The 17,887-nt window shown below is 75.6% G+C and carries 17 protein-coding genes; 7 read left to right on the top strand and 10 right to left on the bottom strand.

Going from position 1 to position 17,887, the window contains the following annotated elements:
• The first annotated feature begins 39 nt into the window (after window positions 1-39).
• Both ACFVTF_RS37700 and ACFVTF_RS37695 read left to right on the top strand, forming a co-directional pair.
• Window positions 40-2,034, top strand: coding sequence for a DUF2264 domain-containing protein (locus tag ACFVTF_RS37700; RefSeq protein ID WP_387818721.1), 1,995 nt, complete (start codon window positions 40-42; stop codon window positions 2,032-2,034).
• 9 nt (window positions 2,035-2,043) lie between these two features.
• Window positions 2,044-2,838 carry a sugar phosphate isomerase/epimerase family protein gene (locus ACFVTF_RS37695; protein WP_387818719.1) on the top strand — a complete coding sequence of 265 codons (795 nt, stop codon included), beginning with the start codon at window positions 2,044-2,046 and terminating at the stop codon, window positions 2,836-2,838.
• 80 nt (window positions 2,839-2,918) lie between these two features.
• On the opposite strand, the gene ACFVTF_RS37690 is transcribed toward ACFVTF_RS37695, so the two are convergent.
• The 4 genes from ACFVTF_RS37690 to ACFVTF_RS37675 form a co-directional block, all read right to left on the bottom strand.
• Window positions 2,919-3,983, bottom strand: a complete 1,065-nt coding sequence (locus ACFVTF_RS37690; RefSeq protein WP_387818717.1) for a substrate-binding domain-containing protein — start codon at window positions 3,981-3,983, stop codon at window positions 2,919-2,921.
• 174 nt (window positions 3,984-4,157) lie between these two features.
• A complete protein-coding gene (locus ACFVTF_RS37685; RefSeq protein ID WP_387818715.1) occupies window positions 4,158-4,829 on the bottom strand; it encodes a DUF3592 domain-containing protein in 672 nt (223 codons plus the stop codon).
• Window positions 4,830-4,898: 69 nt separating this feature from the next.
• Window positions 4,899-5,906 (bottom strand): LysR family transcriptional regulator, encoded by a 1,008-nt coding sequence (locus tag ACFVTF_RS37680; protein ID WP_387818713.1) that lies wholly within the window; start codon window positions 5,904-5,906, stop codon window positions 4,899-4,901.
• Between the two features lie 128 nt (window positions 5,907-6,034).
• Window positions 6,035-6,499 (bottom strand): ribonuclease domain-containing protein, encoded by a 465-nt coding sequence (locus ACFVTF_RS37675; RefSeq protein WP_387818711.1) that lies wholly within the window; start codon window positions 6,497-6,499, stop codon window positions 6,035-6,037.
• A 106-nt stretch (window positions 6,500-6,605) separates the two neighbouring features.
• Here ACFVTF_RS37675 and ACFVTF_RS37670 point away from each other — a divergent pair, with 106 nt between their 5' ends.
• Entirely contained in the window at window positions 6,606-7,055 is a 450-nt protein-coding gene (locus ACFVTF_RS37670; protein ID WP_387818709.1) for a DUF2809 domain-containing protein, read from the top strand.
• A gap of 7 nt (window positions 7,056-7,062) precedes the next feature.
• On the opposite strand, the gene ACFVTF_RS37665 is transcribed toward ACFVTF_RS37670, so the two are convergent.
• Complete coding sequence (locus ACFVTF_RS37665; RefSeq protein WP_371522092.1) at window positions 7,063-7,845, bottom strand: SGNH/GDSL hydrolase family protein; 783 nt, start codon at window positions 7,843-7,845, stop codon at window positions 7,063-7,065.
• Between the two features lie 219 nt (window positions 7,846-8,064).
• Here ACFVTF_RS37665 and ACFVTF_RS37660 point away from each other — a divergent pair, with 219 nt between their 5' ends.
• From ACFVTF_RS37660 to ACFVTF_RS37650, 3 genes are all read left to right on the top strand, one after another.
• On the top strand, window positions 8,065-8,958 hold the full coding sequence (locus tag ACFVTF_RS37660) for a 4Fe-4S domain-containing protein (RefSeq protein WP_387818707.1): 894 nt from the start codon (window positions 8,065-8,067) through the stop codon (window positions 8,956-8,958).
• Between the two features lie 224 nt (window positions 8,959-9,182).
• Window positions 9,183-10,010 carry a dimethylargininase gene (gene ddaH / locus ACFVTF_RS37655; RefSeq protein WP_387818705.1) on the top strand — a complete coding sequence of 276 codons (828 nt, stop codon included), beginning with the start codon at window positions 9,183-9,185 and terminating at the stop codon, window positions 10,008-10,010.
• Window positions 10,011-10,156: 146 nt separating this feature from the next.
• Window positions 10,157-11,014 carry a hypothetical protein gene (locus ACFVTF_RS37650; RefSeq protein WP_387818703.1) on the top strand — a complete coding sequence of 286 codons (858 nt, stop codon included), beginning with the start codon at window positions 10,157-10,159 and terminating at the stop codon, window positions 11,012-11,014.
• A 25-nt stretch (window positions 11,015-11,039) separates the two neighbouring features.
• Here ACFVTF_RS37650 and ACFVTF_RS37645 read toward each other — a convergent pair whose 3' ends face one another.
• The 5 genes from ACFVTF_RS37645 to ACFVTF_RS37625 all read right to left on the bottom strand — a co-directional run bounded on the left by ACFVTF_RS37645 (window position 11,040) and on the right by ACFVTF_RS37625 (window position 15,848).
• Window positions 11,040-11,705 (bottom strand): lactate utilization protein C, encoded by a 666-nt coding sequence (locus tag ACFVTF_RS37645; RefSeq protein WP_387818701.1) that lies wholly within the window; start codon window positions 11,703-11,705, stop codon window positions 11,040-11,042.
• A complete protein-coding gene (locus tag ACFVTF_RS37640; protein ID WP_387818699.1) occupies window positions 11,702-13,147 on the bottom strand; it encodes a lactate utilization protein B in 1,446 nt (481 codons plus the stop codon). The genes ACFVTF_RS37645 and ACFVTF_RS37640 overlap by 4 nt, the downstream gene beginning before the upstream one ends.
• Window positions 13,144-13,905 (bottom strand): (Fe-S)-binding protein, encoded by a 762-nt coding sequence (locus ACFVTF_RS37635; RefSeq protein ID WP_371522105.1) that lies wholly within the window; start codon window positions 13,903-13,905, stop codon window positions 13,144-13,146. Before ACFVTF_RS37635 ends, ACFVTF_RS37640 begins: the two co-directional genes overlap by 4 nt.
• Before the next feature lie 247 nt (window positions 13,906-14,152).
• On the bottom strand, window positions 14,153-15,331 hold the full coding sequence (locus ACFVTF_RS37630) for a globin domain-containing protein (RefSeq protein ID WP_387818697.1): 1,179 nt from the start codon (window positions 15,329-15,331) through the stop codon (window positions 14,153-14,155).
• A 73-nt stretch (window positions 15,332-15,404) separates the two neighbouring features.
• Complete coding sequence (locus ACFVTF_RS37625) at window positions 15,405-15,848, bottom strand: RrF2 family transcriptional regulator (RefSeq protein WP_387818695.1); 444 nt, start codon at window positions 15,846-15,848, stop codon at window positions 15,405-15,407.
• A 265-nt stretch (window positions 15,849-16,113) separates the two neighbouring features.
• On the opposite strand from ACFVTF_RS37625, the gene ACFVTF_RS37620 reads away from it, so the two are divergent.
• On the top strand, window positions 16,114-17,763 hold the full coding sequence (locus ACFVTF_RS37620) for a beta-propeller fold lactonase family protein (RefSeq protein ID WP_371522111.1): 1,650 nt from the start codon (window positions 16,114-16,116) through the stop codon (window positions 17,761-17,763).
• Window positions 17,764-17,887 lie beyond the last annotated feature (124 nt).

Below are 17,887 nucleotides of genomic sequence, written 5' to 3'. Positions count from 1 at the left end.
AGATTCCCCGCACGGGGCGCGACTCCCGAGCCCCGTGCCATGGAGGACACCGCCGTGCTGCTGCCCCCGGAAGACCACGCCCTCAGCCCCCGCACCGGCTGGACCAGAGCCCACTGGGAGGCCGCCGCCGACGGGCTGCTCGACGCCGTCCTCCCCTGGGCCGGCCCAGGACACGCGCTGATCGACCTCCCCGGCCCCCGGCCGAGCTGGTCCGGCCGCCGCTCCGACGCCCTCGAAGGCTTCGCCCGCACCTTCCTCCTCGCCGCCCTGCGCATCGCCGGCGCCGGCGGCGCCGACCCGCACGGCCTGCTCGACCGCTACGCCGCCGGACTCGACGCCGGCACCCGCCACCCCACCACCGCACGCGACCTCACCGACGACGACCCGGCGTCCTGGCCCGTCGTCACCGACCGCGGCCAGGCCATGGTCGAGGCCGCCGCCATCGCGTTCGCCCTGCGGCTGACCCGCCCCTGGCTCTGGGACCGCCTCCCCGCCGACGTCCGGACCAGAACCGCCCGGTGGCTCGCCGAGACCCTCCACCGCACACCCAACGACAACAACTGGTGGCTCTTCCCGCTCGCCGTCGGCGGCTTCCTCGCCGAGGCCGGCGTCGAGGAGCGCGCCGCCCGCGCCGCCGTCCGGCGCGGCCTGGAGCGCATCGACCGCTTCTACCTCGGCGACGGCTGGTACACCGACGGCCGCCCCCGCGCCTTCGACCACTACAACGGCTGGGCCCTGCACCTCTACCCCGTGCTGCACGCCCACCTCGCCGACGACCGCGCCCTGCTCGCCGAGTACGGCCCCCGGCTCGCCGCCCACCTCGCCGACCACGCCCACCTGTTCGGCGGCGACGGCGCGCCGGTGCACCAGGGCCGCTCGCTGATCTACCGGTTCGCCGCCGCCGCCCCGCTCTGGGCCGGCGCCCTCACCGGCCACACCCCGCTCACCCCCGGCACCACCCGCCGACTCGCCTCCGGCGCCCTGCGCCACTTCCTCGACCGCGGCGCCACCGGCCCCGACGGCCTGCTCACCCTCGGCTGGTACGGCTCCCACCCCCCGCTCGTCCAGCCCTACTCCGGCCCCTCCTCGCCCTACTGGGCGGCCTCCGGCTTCCTCGGCCTGCTGCTGCCCGCCGACCACCCCGCCTGGACGGACCGCGAGGAGCCCGCCCCCGCCGAACGCCGCGACACCGTCCGCGCGCTGCCCGGCCCCGGCTGGCTGGTCCAGTCCACCGCGGCCGACGGCCTGGTCCGCCTCCACAACCACGGCAGCGACGACCAGCCCGCCGACCGCGTCCACCCCGACGACCCGCACTACGCGCGGCTCGCCCACTCCACCGCCACCGGCCCCGTCCACACCGGTCCGGCCGACAACCACCTCGCCCTGCTGGTCGACGGCGAACCCACCGAACGCGGCCCGATCACCCCGCTCGCCACCGGCGACGGCTGGGCGGCCTCCACCCACCGCCCCCGGGCCGGCGGACACCCCCTGCCCGGCGTCACCGTCACCTCGCTGACCCTCGCCCACGGCGCCGACGAGGTCCGCGCCCACCTGGTCGTCGGCGCCCCGCCCGGCACCCCGCTGCGCGAGGGCGGCTGGGCCGTCGCCGGAGACCACCTGCCACCCGCCCGGCCGTGCACTGCGGTTGCCTCTGCCACCGCGACCGCCCACACGCTGGACGGCCGTCTGCTGACCAGCGAACTGCGCGCCCTGCACGGCTACACCGCCGCCCGCACCAGCCCCGTCCCGGACGGCACGGCCTTCGGCGCGGCCGCCGCCCTGCCGGTGCTGACCGGCGCCACCGGCGGGGCCGTCCACCTGCTGGTCTGCGCAGCCCGCCTCACCGCCGCCGCTCATCTCACCGCGGCCGCGGACGAACTCCCGCCGCTCGACCGGCTGACGGCGGACGTGGCGGCCGCCCCCGACGGGGCCTACCGGCTGCGGGTGCGGTGGGCCGACGGCGCCGTCCACGAGGCGCAGCTGTCGCCGGGAGCGGCCTTCGCCCGCCGACTTCCGCCCGGCGCCCGGACCTGAGGAGCACCCGTGCCGCTCGCCCTGTCCACCCTCGGCCTGCCCGACCTGCCGCTCGCCGCCGCCGCGCGCCTCGCCGCCGACCACGGCTGGCACGGGCTGGAACTGCGCTGCGCCCCGGGCCAGCCGGTCCACCCCGGCCTGACCGCCGAGGAGCGGCGCGCCGCAGTGCGCGCACTGGCGCCCACCGGGACGGTCCCGCTCGCGCTGGCCTCCTACCTCGGCATCGCCGCCCCGGGCGCGGACGCCCCGCTGCTCGCCGACCTCGGCGGACACCTGGAACTCGCCGCCGACCTGGGCTGCCCGGCCGTCCGGGTCTTCCCGCGCGGCGGCGCCGCGCCCGGCCCGGCGGCGGTCGACGAACGGGCCGATGAGCGCGCCGCCCGGCGGCTGGCCGCCGTCGCCGACCGTGCGGCCGCGCTCGGCGTCCGGGTCCTGGTCGAGACGCACGACTCGCACCCGACCGGCCGCGACCTCGCCCGGCTGCTCGCCCTCGTCGACCACCCGGCCGTCGGCGCCCTGTGGGACCTCCAGCACACCGTCCTCGGCGGGGAGCCGCCGCAGGCCACCCACCGGGCGCTGGCCGACCGGCTGGGCCACGTCCAGGTCAAGGACGTCGCCTCGGCCGCCGACCGCACGCCGCTGCCGCTCGGCGCCGGCACCCTGCCGATCGCCGCCTGCCTCGCCCTGCTGCCGGCCGGCGCCTGGGTCTGCTGGGAGTACGAGGCGCCGTGGTACCCCGAGGCCGCCCCGCTGGCTCCGCTGCTCGGCGCGGCTGCCGACTGGCTGGCGGGACTGCGGCGGTAACGGGCCCCCGGCCCGGCCCATGGGCGGGCCGCCCCGCGAAGGCGGCAGCCGGACGGGCTCCCCGGCCGGGGGCTGGGGGCTCAGCCGCCGCAGGAGGTGCGGACGCGCAGGGCCGGGAGCAGGGAGATCCGGTGCACCGGCAGGTCGGGCCCGGCGGTGAGGCGGCGCAGCAGCAGGCCGACGGCGGTCTCGCCGACCGCGCGGGTCGGCGGGGCGACGGCGGTCAGCGGCGGGGCCGCCAGGGCGGCGAACACGTCGTCGTAGGCGATCAGCGCGAGGTCGTCGGGCACCGCGAGGCCGCGGGCGCGGAGCAGCGGGAGCAGCTGGATCGCGTCCTGGTCGTTGTGGATGAGGGCGGCGCGGACGCCGTCGGACACGGCGTCGGCGATCAGTTCGGCGAGCCGGTCGGAGTCGGCGGGGCGGCCGTCGTCACCGAGGGTGTCCAGGACGGGCAGGGCGGCCAGGCCGAGCAGCCGGGTGCCGTGCTGGTAGCCGGCCCGGACCTCCCGGGCCGTCCAGGAGTCGCCGCGGGCCGCGAGCAGGACCCGGTCGTGGCCGAGGTCGGCGAAGTGGCGCAGCGCGAGGAGGACGCCCTGCCGGTGGTCCGAGCCGACGGAGTCCAGGCCGGCGCCGGGGCCCCCGTACTCGGGCGCGCCGCGTTCGACCAGGACGGCGGGCACCGGCAGGTCGTCCAGCCAGTCGTGGGCCTGCGCGGGCCCGCCCGGCAGGAGGTTGGGCGCGAGCAGCAGCCCGTCGAGGCCGGACTCCAGCAGCCGTTCGGCCTGCGTGTGGTCGTCGCGGGCCTCGTAGGGGGCGATGCCGAGGACCAGCCGGGCGCCCGCCGCCGTCGCGGCGGCCCGGGCACCGTTGATCAGCTCGTCGAAGTACGACCCGACGGAGGGCACCAGCAGCCCGAGGGTGCGGGTCCCGCCCTCGCCGTCCGTCGGCTTCTCCGGTGTGCGCCGTACGACGAACCCGTGCGAGCGCCCCACCCGACCGGCCTCGGCCAGCGCGGCGACGTCGCGACGCACGGTCACCGCCGGAATGGCGAGCCGCGCCGCCAGGTCGGCGAGCCGCAGGGGCCCGCTCGCCTCGCCGACGGCCTTGAGGATCAGGTCCCGACGTTCCTCGGCCGAGATGGTCATCGCCTGTCCCCCGTACTGCTCCGAACCGTGGCTGGTTGATCGGACCATATCTTTCGATCGACTTCCGATCAAGTATGACCGCGATGCCGCACCTCGGCACCCCGCCGGGCCGCCCGCGTGTCCACGGCGACGACCCGTCCGACAAGGCCCGCCGCCTCCGTTGCCGTCCCGGCGTCAGTAGTTCGCGGCCTCCTCCAGGACCCACCACACGCACAGGCTGAACGGGATGCCGAGCCCGCCCACGACGACCGCGATCCACAGCGGCCAGTAGCCGCCGTCGGTGACGGGATCCCGTTGCGGGTGGGCGGGATCGATCCGCACGTCGATCCGGTGCCCGTCGGGCCACTGCCCGTCCGTGCCCTCGGCGGCGCGGTACTCGTGCCCGTCCGCCGTCCAGAGGAAGGTGCACTCGGTGCTGGTGTCACCGCTGCTGTGGCAGCCGGTGACGGTGGCGGACACCCGCAGCGTGGCGTGCAGGTCGCGGTCGTGCTCGTGGAACCAGCCGCTGAGGGAGAAGGCGAAGCAGCCGGCGAAGGTGCAGAGCATCAGGGCGAGCATGACGGCGTGGAACAGGGTGGAGACGGAGCCGGAGCGCGGGCGCTCGCCCAGGGCCAGCCGCACCGGCGAGACCAGGGCCGCGAGTGCCGCCGCGTCGGCCGCGCCGATCCAGCCGGCGTACCAGGGCGTGGATCCCCACGGCGTGCAGGCCGTCGTCACCGCGCCGGCCAAGGTGGTGGCCCAGGCCGCCCGTTGGAGCAGGCTCGTGGCGGCGCGCGCCCGGCGGCGCAGCCGGCCGGAGGGGGGAGGAGCAGGGACGGGGGGTCGCTCGTCCGCGATGGTGGTCACCCGGCCACGCTGGCAGAGTGCCGGGCCGGGCACCAGCAAGCGGGGCTGACCCCCGGCGTTCAGCAGCGCTTACGGCGTCCCGGCGGACGGGCCCTCAGGTGTGCTCGACTCGCTGGGGTCGACCAGGCGGCCGTTCACGCGCGGCTCACTCTCGGTCAGGCCCTGGGCCGCCAGCCGCTCGCTCGCCGCCAGCAGCGCGCTCTGCAGCGCCTCGGCCGCCGCCCGCACCGCCGGTGGCGCCCCCCACGGTCCGGTGCGGCGCAGCAGGCGCACCAGGTAGGCGCCCGGCACCGGCAGCGCGGTGACGGTGCCGGCGCCCGGGCCGATCAGGGCGGCGGCGTTCGCGGGCAGGATCGCGGCGCCCAGGCGGGCGGCGAGCATGGTGTAGACGGCGAAGCGGTAGCGGGCGGTGTGCTCGACCAGGGGCACGATGTCGTGCCGGGCGGCCAGGCGCTGGAAGGCCAGCTGCCGGGGCGAGCCGGCCGGGGCGGCGATCCAGGGGCGGCCGGACAGCCGGGCCGGGTCGGTGGGCGGGGGCCAGTCGGCGGGGACGACCAGGCGGTAGGCGTCCTCGAACATGACGCTCGCCTCGATGCCGGGCGGCAGCGGGGTGGGTTCCTGCCGGTCGTCCTCGATGACCAGGACGTCCAGTTCGCCCAGGCGCAGCGCGCGCAGGCCCTCCTGCCGTCCGGTCTCCACCAGGCGGGGGGCCAGGTCGGGGTGGGTGCGGGCGAGCAGGTGGACGGCGGTGGTGGCGAAGAACGTGATGGCGGGCGGCGGCACGCCGATGGCGACCGGGCCGGCGGCGGCGGCGCCGAGCGCGCGCAGGTCGCGGGCGGCGTCCCGGAGCGCCTGGCCGATCCGGTCGCCGTAACCCGCCAACAGGCGGCCCGCGGCGGTCAGTTCGGCCCGCCCGCCGGTGCGGTCCACCAGGGGGACGCCGACTTCGCGTTCCAGCCGGCCCAGTTGCTGGGACACCGCGGAGGGGGTGTGGCCCAGCGCGCGCGAGGCGCCCGCCACGCTGCCGGCGTCGGCGATCTGGCGCAGGATCAGCAGCCTCTTCGGGTCGAGTTCCACCGCTGTGCCGCCCTTTCGCCGCGCCCGGGGTCGAGGACGCCCATCCTGGCAGAAGCCTCGGGCGCCGGTCCGGGCCGGGCGACGGGTCGGCTACGCCCGTCGCCCGTGATCACGAGCACGACCCGCGATCAGGAGCAGCCCGAGCCGATCTCATGGAAGTTGGCGTAGTGGTCGTCGCTGTACCAGACGTGCTGGGTGTCGGGGTCGCGCACCAGGCGTTCGGCGTCGCGGTGCTGGCCGGGCGAGCGCGGGTTGACGTCGTACTCGCGGTAGTGGCCGCTCCGGGGGAGGTCACCGCTGCGGTTGCCGTAGACGTTGCTGCCGCGGATCACGTAGGGGGAGTCGGCCACCGGGTAGTCCCGAGGAGCGTTCGCGGTCGGCCAGTGCAGGTCGTGCCAGATGTGGCACGCCTCCTCGACCTGGGGCGGCAACTGGTCGACGGGCAGCGGGGGTTCGAGGATGCCGCGGACGATCCGCGGTGCGGGGTGGGCCGCGGGGGCGGTGGCGCCGGCCGGGGCGGCGGAGAGGACGGTGACGGCCGTCAGGAACAGCGCGGCGGCGGCCAGGCGGAGCAGGCTTCGGGGTGCGGTCACGCAGCGGCCAACGACGCCCGGGCGTCGCGGATGCGGGAGGTCGCCCGTCCGGACCAGCCCCGGCACCGGAGGCCGGTGGCCGCCGGGCGGGCCGTAGGGTGGGCGGGTGGATGATCTCTGGGGGCGCCTGCGGGTGCGGGCGGTGCCGCTGCTGGCGGCCGGGGTGACGGTGGCGGCCGGGCTGGGCGTGCGGTCCGTGCTCGGCGGGGACGTCGCGAAGTACGCCGGGGACGCGCTCTACACGGTGCTGGTGTACGCGCTGGTGGTGCTGGTCGCGCCCAGGATTGCGCCGGGGCGGGCGGCGGTGGTGGCGGCGGGGCTGAGCTGGGCGGTGGAGCTGTTCCAGATCACCGGCGTGCCCGACGAGTTGGGGCGGCGCAGCGTGCTGGCCCGATTGGTGCTGGGGTCGACGTTCAATCCGCTGGACCTGTTCTGGTACCTGGTCGGCGCCGCGTTCGCCGCGCTGGCGCACCGGGTGCTGCGGACCGCGAAGGCCGCGTGGACCGCGAGGGTCGCAAGGGCTGCGAGGAAGGCCGCAGCACCCGGTGCCGCCTGACGAGACGTCAGAGCGGAAGCAGGTCGGGCCGCTTGGCCTCGACGTGGTCCCCCGAGGACTCCCCGCGCAGCCGTCGGCCGACCCAGGGCAGCAGGTACTCGCGGGCCCACTGGAGGTTCTCGCGCCGCTGGTCGGCGGCGGACACCTCCGGGCCGGCCGGCCAGGGCGCCTCCGGGTCCTGCTCGGTGCGCAGCCCCAGGGAGCGGGCGGCCAGCAGGGCGACCCGCTGGTGGCCCTCCGGGGAGAGGTGCAGCCGGTCCTCGCTCCAGGCCCGGCGGTCCTGGACGGCGCGCAGCGACCACAGGTCGGCCACCTTGCAGCCGTTGCGGTCGGCGACCGCCCGCATGTGCCCGTTGTACGTGGCGATCTTGCCGCGCAGGTGCTTGAACAGCGGTACGTCCCGGGTGTCGAAGCCGGTGCAGATCAGCACCGTCCCGGCGGAGGCGGTGAGTTGGACGATGGCGGCCTCGAAGCGCTCGGCGACCTCGTCCGGGTCGCTGCCGGGCCGCAGGATGTCGTTGCCGCCGGCGCAGAAGGTGGCCAGGTCGGGCTGGAGCCGGCGGACCTGCGGCACCTGCTCGGCCGTGATCTGGTCCAGCAGCCGGCCGCGCACCGCCAGGTTGGCGTAGCGGAACCCGCCCGGCGGCCGCCCGTCGGCGAGCAGCCCGGCCAGGCGGTCGGCCCAGCCGGCGAAGGCGCCGTCGGCACCGGGGTCGTTCAGGCCCTCGGTGAAGCTGTCGCCGAGGGCGGCATACGAACTGAGGTCAAGGGTCTCCTGGAGGTTCGGCATGAAGGAGATAGTTCACCCATTCAAGTGACCTACGCCACCGTAGGTGACCCCGGCGGCACGTGAGATGGACCACGTGCCCCACCCGGAATACAACCGGGGTGCAGAGCGGCGGCCCCCGGAAACCACAAGATCCCGCCCCCCTTCCGCTTTTGGGCCCGCCCGGACGATGCTCGAAGGGTGCGGTCGGCCCGGCCGCCGTCCTTCCAAGGGGAAGACACCATGGCTCTGAATCCGACCTCCGGCCCGTCCGGGCAGTGGTCCGTCGACGACCGCTGCACCAACTGCGACGTGGCCCGGCAGCTCGCGCCAGGACTGATCCGTGAGCACGCCGGCCGCTCCGAGCTGGTCCGCCAGCCACACGACGAGGCCGAGCACCGCCAGCTGCTCGCCGCCGCCCACGCCTGCCCCACCCGCTCCATCCGGCCGGGCACCGGTCCGCTCGACCCGGCCACCGACCCCTTCCCGCTGGCCCTCGACGACGGCCTGCTGCTGCTCGGCCACAACTCCCGCCACAACGCCGGGGCCAACTCCTACCTCTGCCGCCGCCCCACGGGCTGGCTGATGGTCGACACGCCCCGCTACGCCGAGCCGCTCGCGGCCCGGTACGAGGCCCTCGGCCCGGTCACCGACATCCTGCTGACGCACCGCGACCACGCGGCGCACGGCCGGGCGTACGCCGACCGGCTCGGCGCCCGGCTCTGGATCCACGAGGGCGACCTGGACGCCGCGCCCGACGCCGACCGGGTGCTGCGCGGCCTCGAACCGGCGGAGGTCGCCCCCGGCGTCACCGCCCACCCCTTCCCGGGCCACACCCGCGGCAGCGTGCTGTACCTGGTCGACGAGCGGTACTGCTTCACCGGCGACACCCTGTACTGGTCCCGCACCACCGGTGACCTGGAGGTGTACGACACCGTCACCTGGTACTCGATCGAGGAGCTCTCCGCCTCGCTGGACCGCGGCCTGGACGCGCTGCGCTTCGAGTGGCTGCTGCCCGGCCACGGCCAGCGGCACCGGATGCCCGCCGAGGAGGCGGCGGCCCGGCTGCGGGCGCTCGCCGACCGCTGCCGGGGCCTGCGGCCCGCGCCGGTGGACTTCGGCGCGGTCCGCTGGTGACGCTCGGCGCCGCCTGCCGGTGACGCTCGACGCGGCCCGTTCCCGGCCCGCTCGACGCGGTCCGTCCCGTGGCAATCGGCCGCGCGTGCGCCGGAGCCCGCGCCGGGTGCGCGGGGGCCTGCGCCCGCCGGGGGCGCCCGCGCGGGTGTGCGAACAGCCCCGCCGGGGCAGCGGCCTGGGGAACGGAATTCCCGAACTCCCCTGCACCCGAGGACGGTTGAGGAATGCCCACGCAGACCCCGGAGCGCACCGCCAGGCCGCGGCGCTACCTGATGTGCCGGCCGACGTACTTCACCGTCGACTACGCGATCAACCCGTGGATGGACCCGGCACAGCCCACCGACACCGCGCTCGCCGTCCGCCAGTGGGAGCGGCTGTACTGGCTGTACCGCCGCCTCGGCCACACCGTCGAGCTGATCGAGCCGGTGCCCGGCCTGCCCGACATGGTCTACGCCGCCAACGGCGCGACCGTGCTGGACGGCCGGGCGCTGGTCGCGACCTTCCGCTACCCGGAGCGGGCCGCCGAGTCCGAGGCCTACCAGGCCTGGTTCCGCGCGCACGGCTACCGCGAGGTGCAGCGCGCCGGGCACGTCAACGAGGGCGAGGGCGACCACCTGGTGGCCGGCGGCCGGGTGCTCGCCGGGACGGGCTTTCGCACCTCCCGGGCCGCGCACGCCGAGGCGGGCGAGTTCTTCGGCGTCCCGGTGGTCGGCCTGACCCTGGTCGACCCGCGCTTCTACCACCTGGACACGGCGCTGGCCGTGCTCGCCGACGACCACGTCATGTACTACCCGGAGGCCTTCGACGCCGACAGCCGGGCCGTGCTGCGCACCCTGTACCCGGACGCGATCCTCGCCGACCGGGCCGACGCCGAGGTGTTCGGCCTCAACGCGGTCTCGGACGGGCGCCGGGTGCTGCTGCCCGAGGCGGCGAAACACCTGGCCGGGCGGCTCGTCGAGCACGGCTACCAGCCGGTCCCGGTGGACGTCTCGGAGCTGTTGAAGGGCGGCGGCGGAGCCAAGTGCTGCACGTTGGAGCTGCGGCCCGCCTGAATCCGGAACCTGCCGTCCGTACCGCCCTCCGTACCGCCGTCCGCACTGCCCTCCCCGCTGCCCTCGCGGACCTTCCCGGCCGCCCCGCCGTCCGGTAGAGGTTGGCCAGGGCACCCGGGGCGGTGCCGTGCCGACAGGAGGGCCACATGCGCGATCAGGCTTCCGCATCCGAGGACGAGGCGGCACGGCGGCGCAGGGCTGCGCCCGAGCGCCGGAGCACGGGCCTCCCGGCCGAGGGCACCCGGGAGGCCGCGGCCGCCGGCCCGCTGTCCCCGTCGACGGCCCTGCCCCTGCAACGCGCCCTCGGCAACGCCGCGGTGGCCCGGCTGGTCGAGCAGCAGCGGCACGGCCACGACGCCTCCGGCGGCGCGGGGGTGTCGGTCCAGCGGGCCCCCACGCCCGGCGCCGGGCCGGCGACGCAGATCGCGCTCACCCACCTGGCGGCCGACGACCTGGAAGGCGAGTGCGGCTACTTCGAGCGAAGGCGGCAGCTGAGCGTCGCCGCGCCCCAGCAGGGCGTCATCATCCAGGAGATCAACCGCGTGTTCGCCGTGGAGGAGTGGGACGGCACGGACTGGAACGCGATGTCGGGCAGCCGGATCGACTCGTACATCACCGCGAAGGGGTCGAGCGCCCACGCCACGGTCGCCCGCTACTGGGAGCTGTGGACGGTGGACGCGGCGGGCAACGTCTCGGACGGCGCCGAGGACACCTTCTCGCTGTGCTCGGTCATCCCCGGCCGCAAGCGCAAGGACACCACGCGGGGGACGTACACGATCACGGGCCGGGCGGTGTTCTACCCCACGGCCGTCGCGCCCGCGGACCTCGGCTTCACACCTGGCGGCGCCCCGCCGGCGGGCGGCCTGTTCAGCACGCTGGCCGACCCGTCGGCGGCCATCGCGGCGCAGGGACTGGCCGCTTCCGGGCGGCCGGTCGACTGCCGGGTGCAGGTGGCCTGGGACAGCTCCCAGGGCGACCGGTACAGCGAGGTGACGATGAGCTGAGTCGCCGCGGCCCCGGTCGGCGCGGTCAGCCCTCGACCAGCAGCACCTCCAGGGTGCGCGGGCCGTGCACGCCCTCGACCCGGTCGAGCTCGATGTCGCTGGTCGCGGACGGCCCGGAGATCCAGGTCTGCGGGCGGGCCGGGTCGAGCCGGGGCAGCGCGAGCGGCACGGAGGCGACGACCTGCCCGGGTGCCCGGACGACGCACAGGTGGTGGTCCGGGACGAGGGTGAGCAGCCGCCGCCCCTGGCCCGGCCCGGCGTCCAGCACGATCGTCCCGGTCTCGGCGATCGCGAGCGCGCAGCCGGTGACGACGCTGTCCACGGCGTCGAGCCGGGCGGCGGTGAGCGTGCCGTCGTCGGGGACGGCCGTGACGGCGGTGGCGCCGAGCCAGGCGGGCGGCAGACCGTGCGGCACGGCGACCGTGCGGCTGCCGCGTTCGGCCAGCAACCGGGCCAGGACGGCGGGCAGTTCGGCCTCGGTGCAGCGGTGCACCCGGGCCCGGTAGTCGGCCAGGTTGTGGTGCAGCAGGTCGAGCAGGGCCGCCGGATCGTCCGGACTGTGCGTGCGCGGGTAGTCCCGGGCGACGGGCTCCTCCGGTGCCCGGTACCGGTCCCGGTCGGGGTCCCGCTCCCGGTCGGGCTCGGCGAGCGCGGCGCGGATCCGGGCGAGGATCAACTCCCGTGAGGTCATGAGCGGTTCCTCCGCCACCAGTCGCGGAACGGTTCGGCGGGCACCTCCGGGAGGTCCCGGGTGTCGGTCCAGGCCCGGCCCGGGCCGGGCAGCCGGCGCGGGTGCAGCGCGCGGGTGCGCCCGGCGAGCCGCTCGGCGGCCGCGAGCGCCGCCGGGTGGTCGAGCACGTACCCGGCGGCCGCGATCGCGGCCCGCTCCAGCGGGTGCCCGCCCTGCTCGGCGACCCGCTCGCGCAGGTGCACCAGCACCTCGGGGATGTCGATCGCCACCGGGCAGACCTGGTAGCAGGCCCCGCAGAGCGAGGAGGCGTACGGCAGCGAGGCGTCCAAGGGGCTGGTGGTGCCGCGTAGTTGGGGTGTCAGGATGGCGCCGATCGGGCCCGGGTAGACCGAGCCGTAGGCGTGGCCGCCGGCCCGTTCGTACACCGGGCAGACGTTGAGGCAGGCCGAGCAACGGATGCAGCGCAGCGCCTGGCGGCCGACCTCGTCGGCGAGCACGGCGGTGCGCCCGTTGTCGAGCAGCACGAGGTGGAAGGCGGACGGGCCGTCGCCCTCCGTGGTGCCGGTCCACAGCGAGGTGTACGGGTTCATCCGCTCGGCGGTGGAGGAGCGGGGGAGCAGTTGCAGGAAGACCTCCAGGTCCTGCCAGGTCGGCACGACCTTCTCGATCCCGACGACGGAGATCAGCGTGCGCGGCAGGGTGAGGCACATCCGGCCGTTGCCCTCGGACTCGACGACCACCAGGGTGCCGGTCTCGGCGACCATGAAGTTGGCGCCGGAGACGGCGACCCGGGCGCGCAGGAACTTCTCCCGCAGGTGCAGCCGGGCCGCTTCGGCGAGTTCGGCGGGGGAGTCGGTCAGGCCCTCGGGTGCGGGGCGGCCCCAGGCGGCCATCTGCTCGGCGAAGATCTCCCGGATCTCGGCGCGGTTGCGGTGGATCGCGGGCACCAGGATGTGCGAGGGCCGGTCGTCGCCCAACTGGACGATGAGCTCGGCGAGATCGGTCTCGTACGCGGTGATCCCCTCGGCGGCGAGCGCCTCGTTGAGCCCGATCTCCTGGGTGGCCATCGACTTGACCTTGACGACCTCCGTCTCTCCCGTGGCGCGGACCAGGTCGGCGACGATTCGGTTGGCCTCCTCGGCGTCGGCCGCCCAGTGCACGGTGCCGCCGGCCGCGGTGACGGCCTCCTCCAACTGGACGAGGTAGCGGTCGAGATGGCGCAGCGTGTGGTCCTTGATCGCCTTGCCGGCGGCGCGCAGTTCGGCCCAGTCGTCGAGTTCGGCGACGGCGCGGGCCCGTTTGTCCCGGATGGTGTGGGTGGCGTGCCGCAGGTTGGCGCGCAGCCGCTCGTCCTGGACGGCCGTCGCCGCGGCCTGCGGGAAGGTCGCCTGCGGAGAGGTCGCGTGCCGGAAGACCGGCATGCCGAGGAAGGTGCCGGTCATGCGGGCCTCCACGGGTGTTCCTCGGTGCTGGCGAGGATCTCCGCCAGGTGCAGCGGGCGCAGGGCCGCGCCCCGGCGGCGCAGCGTGCCGCCGAGGTGCAGCAGACAGGAGTTGTCGGCGCCGCACAGGACTTGGGCGCCGGTGCCGAGTGCGTGGGTGATCTTGTCCTCGGCCATGGCCGCCGAGACGGCCGCGTTCTTGACCGCGAAGGTGCCGCCGAAGCCGCAGCACTCCTCGGCGCCGGGCAGTTCGACCAGTTCCAGTCCCCGGACGGCGCGCAGCAGCCGCAGCGGCCGTTCGCCGAGTCCGAGCACCCGCAGGCCGTGGCAGGAGGGGTGGTAGGTGACGGTGTGCGGGAAGTGCGCGCCGACGTCCTCGACGCCGAGCACATCGGTGAGGAACTCGGTCAGCTCGTACACCCGGGGCGTCAACGCGGCGGCCATGGAGTCGAGTTCGCCGCCCCGGCCGTCGGCGGCGGCCCGGGCTCCGATCCGCGGGTAGTTGTCCCGGACCATGGCCACGCACGATCCGGAGGGCGTCACCACGTGCTCGTACCCGGCGAAGGCCCGTGCGGTGCGCCGCAGCAGCGGCTCGCACGCCCGCCGGTAGCCGGTGTTGTACTGCGGCTGCCCGCAGCAGGTCTGCCCGGCGGGGAAGTCCACGGTCACGCCGAGGCGTTCGAGCAGCCGGACGGTGGCGACCGCCGTGGCGGGGAACAGCGCGTCGTTGACGCAGGTGGCGAACAGTGCGACCCGCATCGGCCCTCCCTTCGTCCGGCGACTCCGGCCGGCCCGCTAGGTCCTACCCGGCCGATCTTGGTGGATCAGCCCGCGGCGTTGGGCGCCCGGCTGGGCGTGCGCCCGGATCGTCCTCGTACTGGGCCGTACTTGGGCGATTCGGGCGTGCGTCCAGGCGGGATGCCCGGCGTCGCGGGCCCGCCAAGATCGGCCGGGCAGGACCTGATGGTATCGAGCGGGTCGGCCGGGGCGGGGGATCTCGGGGATCTCAGGCGAGCCAGAGGTCGGGCCCGAACACCTCGTAGTGGATGTCCGCGGCCGGGACGCCCGCCGCGAGGAGCTGCTCGCGGACGGCGCGCAGGAAGGGCAGCGGGCCGCACAGGTAGGCGGTGGTGCCGGCCGGGACGTCGACGGTGGAGAGGTCGACCAGGCCGGTGCGCTCGGCGGGCCAGTCGCCGAGCGGCCGCTCGTAGAAGACGTGGGCGGTGGCGTTCGGCAGCTTGGCGGTGAGCTGGGCGAGGTCGGCGCGGAAGGCGTGGGTGAGCTGGTCGCGGTCGCCGTGCACCGAGACGACCTGCCGGGTGGAGCCGGTGGCGGCGAGGTGGTCGAGCATGGCGGTCATCGGGGTGTTGCCGATGCCCGCGGAGGCGAGCAGCACCGGCCCGTCGCCGTCGGCGAGGGCGATGTCGCCGAGCGGGGGAGCGAGGTGGACGAGGCCGCCGGTGTGCAGGTGGTCGTGCAGGTGGGCGGAGACCTCGCCGCCGGGCTCGCGCTTGACGGTGAAGCGCAGCGCGCCGTCGGCGGTGCCGGAGAGGCTGTACTGGCGGATCTGCCGGGCGCCGTCGGGCAGTTCGGTGCGCACCGAGACGTACTGGCCGGGCCGGGCGGCGGGGACGGGACCGCCGTCGGCGGGGCGCACCAGGAAGGTGGTGACGGTGTCGGTCTCCTGGTAGCGGGCGACGACGGTGTAGGGGCGCCAGAGGTCGGCCTGGTCGCCGCCGGCGGCGACCTCGGCGCGCAGCCGGTCCTCGACGGCGACGAGGGCGTTGGCCATCAGCCAGTACACCTCGTCCCAGGCGGCGGCGACCTCGGGCGTGACGGCTTCGCCGAGCACCTCGACGATGGCGGCGAAGAGGTGCTCGTGGACGATCCGGTACTGGCTGCTGTCGATTCCGACGGAGACGTGCTTGTGGGCGATCCGGGCGAGCATCGCGTCCGGCCGCTGGTCGGGGTGGGCGACCAGCGCGCCGGCGAAGGCGGCTATCGACCCGGCGAGCGCCTGCCGCTGGGTGCCGTTGGCCTGGTTGCCGCGGTTGAACAGGTCGCGCAGCAGCTCCGGGTGGGCGGCGAACATGCGGTCGTAGAAGAGCGGGGTGATGTCCCCGATGGCGCCGCCCACGACGGGCAGGGTGGCCTCGATGACCTCGGCGGACTTGGCGGACAGCATCAGTCCGGCTCCTAACTGGTATGTGAGATTCGCATTAAAGGCCGTGCTTGAGCCCGGCCCCGGGGGTGGTGGATCAGTCGGTGGGTCTGGTGGTGAGGCCGAGCAGCACCGGCCCGGTGGGCGCGGCCACCAGGTCGTCGATGCTGAGCGGGTCGAGCGCGGCGAAGAACGCCTCCTGGGCGGTCCGCAGCGCACCGCGCAGACGGCACGCGGCCCGCAGCGGGCACGGCGGGTCGTCCTCGCAGCCGACCACGTCGCCGACCCCCTCCAGCTCGCGCAGGAGCAGCCCGAGCGAGCCGGTCCGCCCGGCGAAGGTGAGCAGCAGCCCGCCGCCGCGCCCGCGCCGGGCCTCCACCACGCCGAGGTGCTGCAGGCGGCTGACCACCTTCGCCGCGTGGGTGTACGGCACGCCGACCGCCTCGGCCACCTCGCGGGTGGTCGGGTTGGCGTCCTCGCCCAGGACGGCGAGCCGCATGGCGATCCGCAGGGCGATGTCGGTGCTCTTGGTCAGCCTCACGTTCGAAACGCTATCGAATGCGACTCCACAACTCCAATTTCCTGCACGCCCCCCACCTCGCCCTGGCCGGTCCCCGGTCGCGACGGGGCGGGGCCGGCGGGGTGGCCGCTGGCCGAATCTCGGTCGAATCTGAACAGTTGGCGACATTACCGATCAGCCCCTGACGGATGGTCATACCGGCTTCTACGCTTCGTGCGGCTCCGGATCCGCAGGGGGCTGGAGCGACCGGCGTTGCATCCCTTGACCGACCATGCTGGAGAGACTCGTGAGAACACGTCGCGCACCCGGGCGCACCTGGACGGCCGTGACCGCGATAGCCGCGGCCACGGCCGCACTGCTGTCGCAGCCCGCCACCGCCGAGGCCGCCACACCGCCGCCGACCGTCAAGGCGCACGTGCCGGTGGCGCCCTACCCGGCGGGCGTGGCGCTCACGCCGGACGGCGGCCACGCCTACGTGACCAGCCAGAGCAGCGGCACCGTGAGCGTGCTGGACACCAAGAGCAACACGGTGGCCGCCACCTTCACCGCCGGCACCGGCTCCTACGCGGTCGCCGTGTCCCCCGACGGGCACCGGGCGTACCTGACCCACCACCTCGACGGCACCGTCAGCGTCGTGGACACCACGAGCAACACCGTGACGGCCACCGTCCCGGTCGGCGCCCAGCCGTGGGGCCTCGCGCTCTCCGCGGACGGCTCGCGCGCCTACGTCGGCAACGCCGGGGCCGACTCCGTGAGCGTGCTGGACACCACCACCAACACGGTCACCGCCACCGTCCCGGTCGGCGCCGAGCCGCACGGGCTGGCCGTCTCGGCGGACGGCAAGCGGCTCTACGTCGCCGCCTCCGGCGCGAAGGCGGTGAACGTGATCGACACCGCGAGCAGCACGGTGAGCGCGACCGTTCCCGTCGGCCACAGCGTCTTCGGCCTCGCGCTCAGCCCGGACGGCACCCGGCTGTGGGCCGCCGACGCGGACGACGCCACCGCGAGCGTCCTCGACACCACCGGCAACACACTCGTCGGCACCGTCGCCGTCGGCGCCGGCCCGTACGCCGTCTCGCTCGCCCCGGACGGCAGCGTCGCGTACGTCTCCAACTACGCCGACAACACGGTCAGCGTCGTGGACACCGCCAGCCGGACGGTCACCGCGACCGTGCCGGTCGGCGCGAGCCCGTACAGCCTGGCGATCACCGGCGACGGCCGGCGCGGCTACCTCACCGACTTCACCGGCGGCGCCGTCGACGTGCTCGACTTCCCGCTGCCCGTCCCGGCCGTCACCGGGATCAGCCCGTCCGGCGGCTCCGGGGTCGGCGGCACGACGGTGACGCTCACCGGCACCGACCTGAACGGCGCCACCGCCGTGACCTTCGGTGCGGCGGGCGCCGCCACCGCCTTCAACTGCACCAAGACCAGCTGCACCGCCACCGCCCCCGCCACCACGGTGACCGGGCCGGTGGACGTCCGGGTCACCACGCCCGGTGGCACCAGCGCCGCCGTCGCCGCCGACCGCTTCAGCTACACGGCCCCCAGCGCCCACCTCGGCGTCGCCCTGACCGCCACGCCGGTGTCCAACCTGCTCAGCGGCCGGGTCGACTACACCGTCACGCTGACCGGCCAGGGCCCCGACACGCTGACCTCGGGCACCGTCTCCGCCGACCTCCCGGCCGGCCTCTCGGCGACCTCCAGCGACTGCACCATCGCGGGCACCAAGCTCACCTGCAAGCTCACCGGGCCGCTCGCCAAGGGGGCGAGCACCACCCGGCACTTCTCGATCTCGGTCGGCCTGCTCAGCCTGATCCGCAGCTTCGACGTCACGGTGGCCCGCACCGCGGGCGTGCCCGCCGACCCGACCCCGGCCACCAGCCGGGACACCCGCAGCTGCACCGCCGTCCTCGGACTGCTGATCACCTGCCACTGACCCTCCCCGAGCACCGAAGGCCCCGCCGGCGCTTGGGTTCTAACGGTCCTCGCAACACCCGCGATCTGTGGGAGTTGCGAGGACCGTGGGCGTTAGGCGTGATGATCTTGCTGAGTTGCGGGAG

This window comes from Kitasatospora sp. NPDC057940 (assembly GCF_042887425.1).
Lineage (GTDB): Bacteria > Actinomycetota > Actinomycetes > Streptomycetales > Streptomycetaceae > Kitasatospora.
Note: the sequence above shows the minus strand (reverse complement) of the source record. Positions and strands in the feature narration are given on the sequence as shown.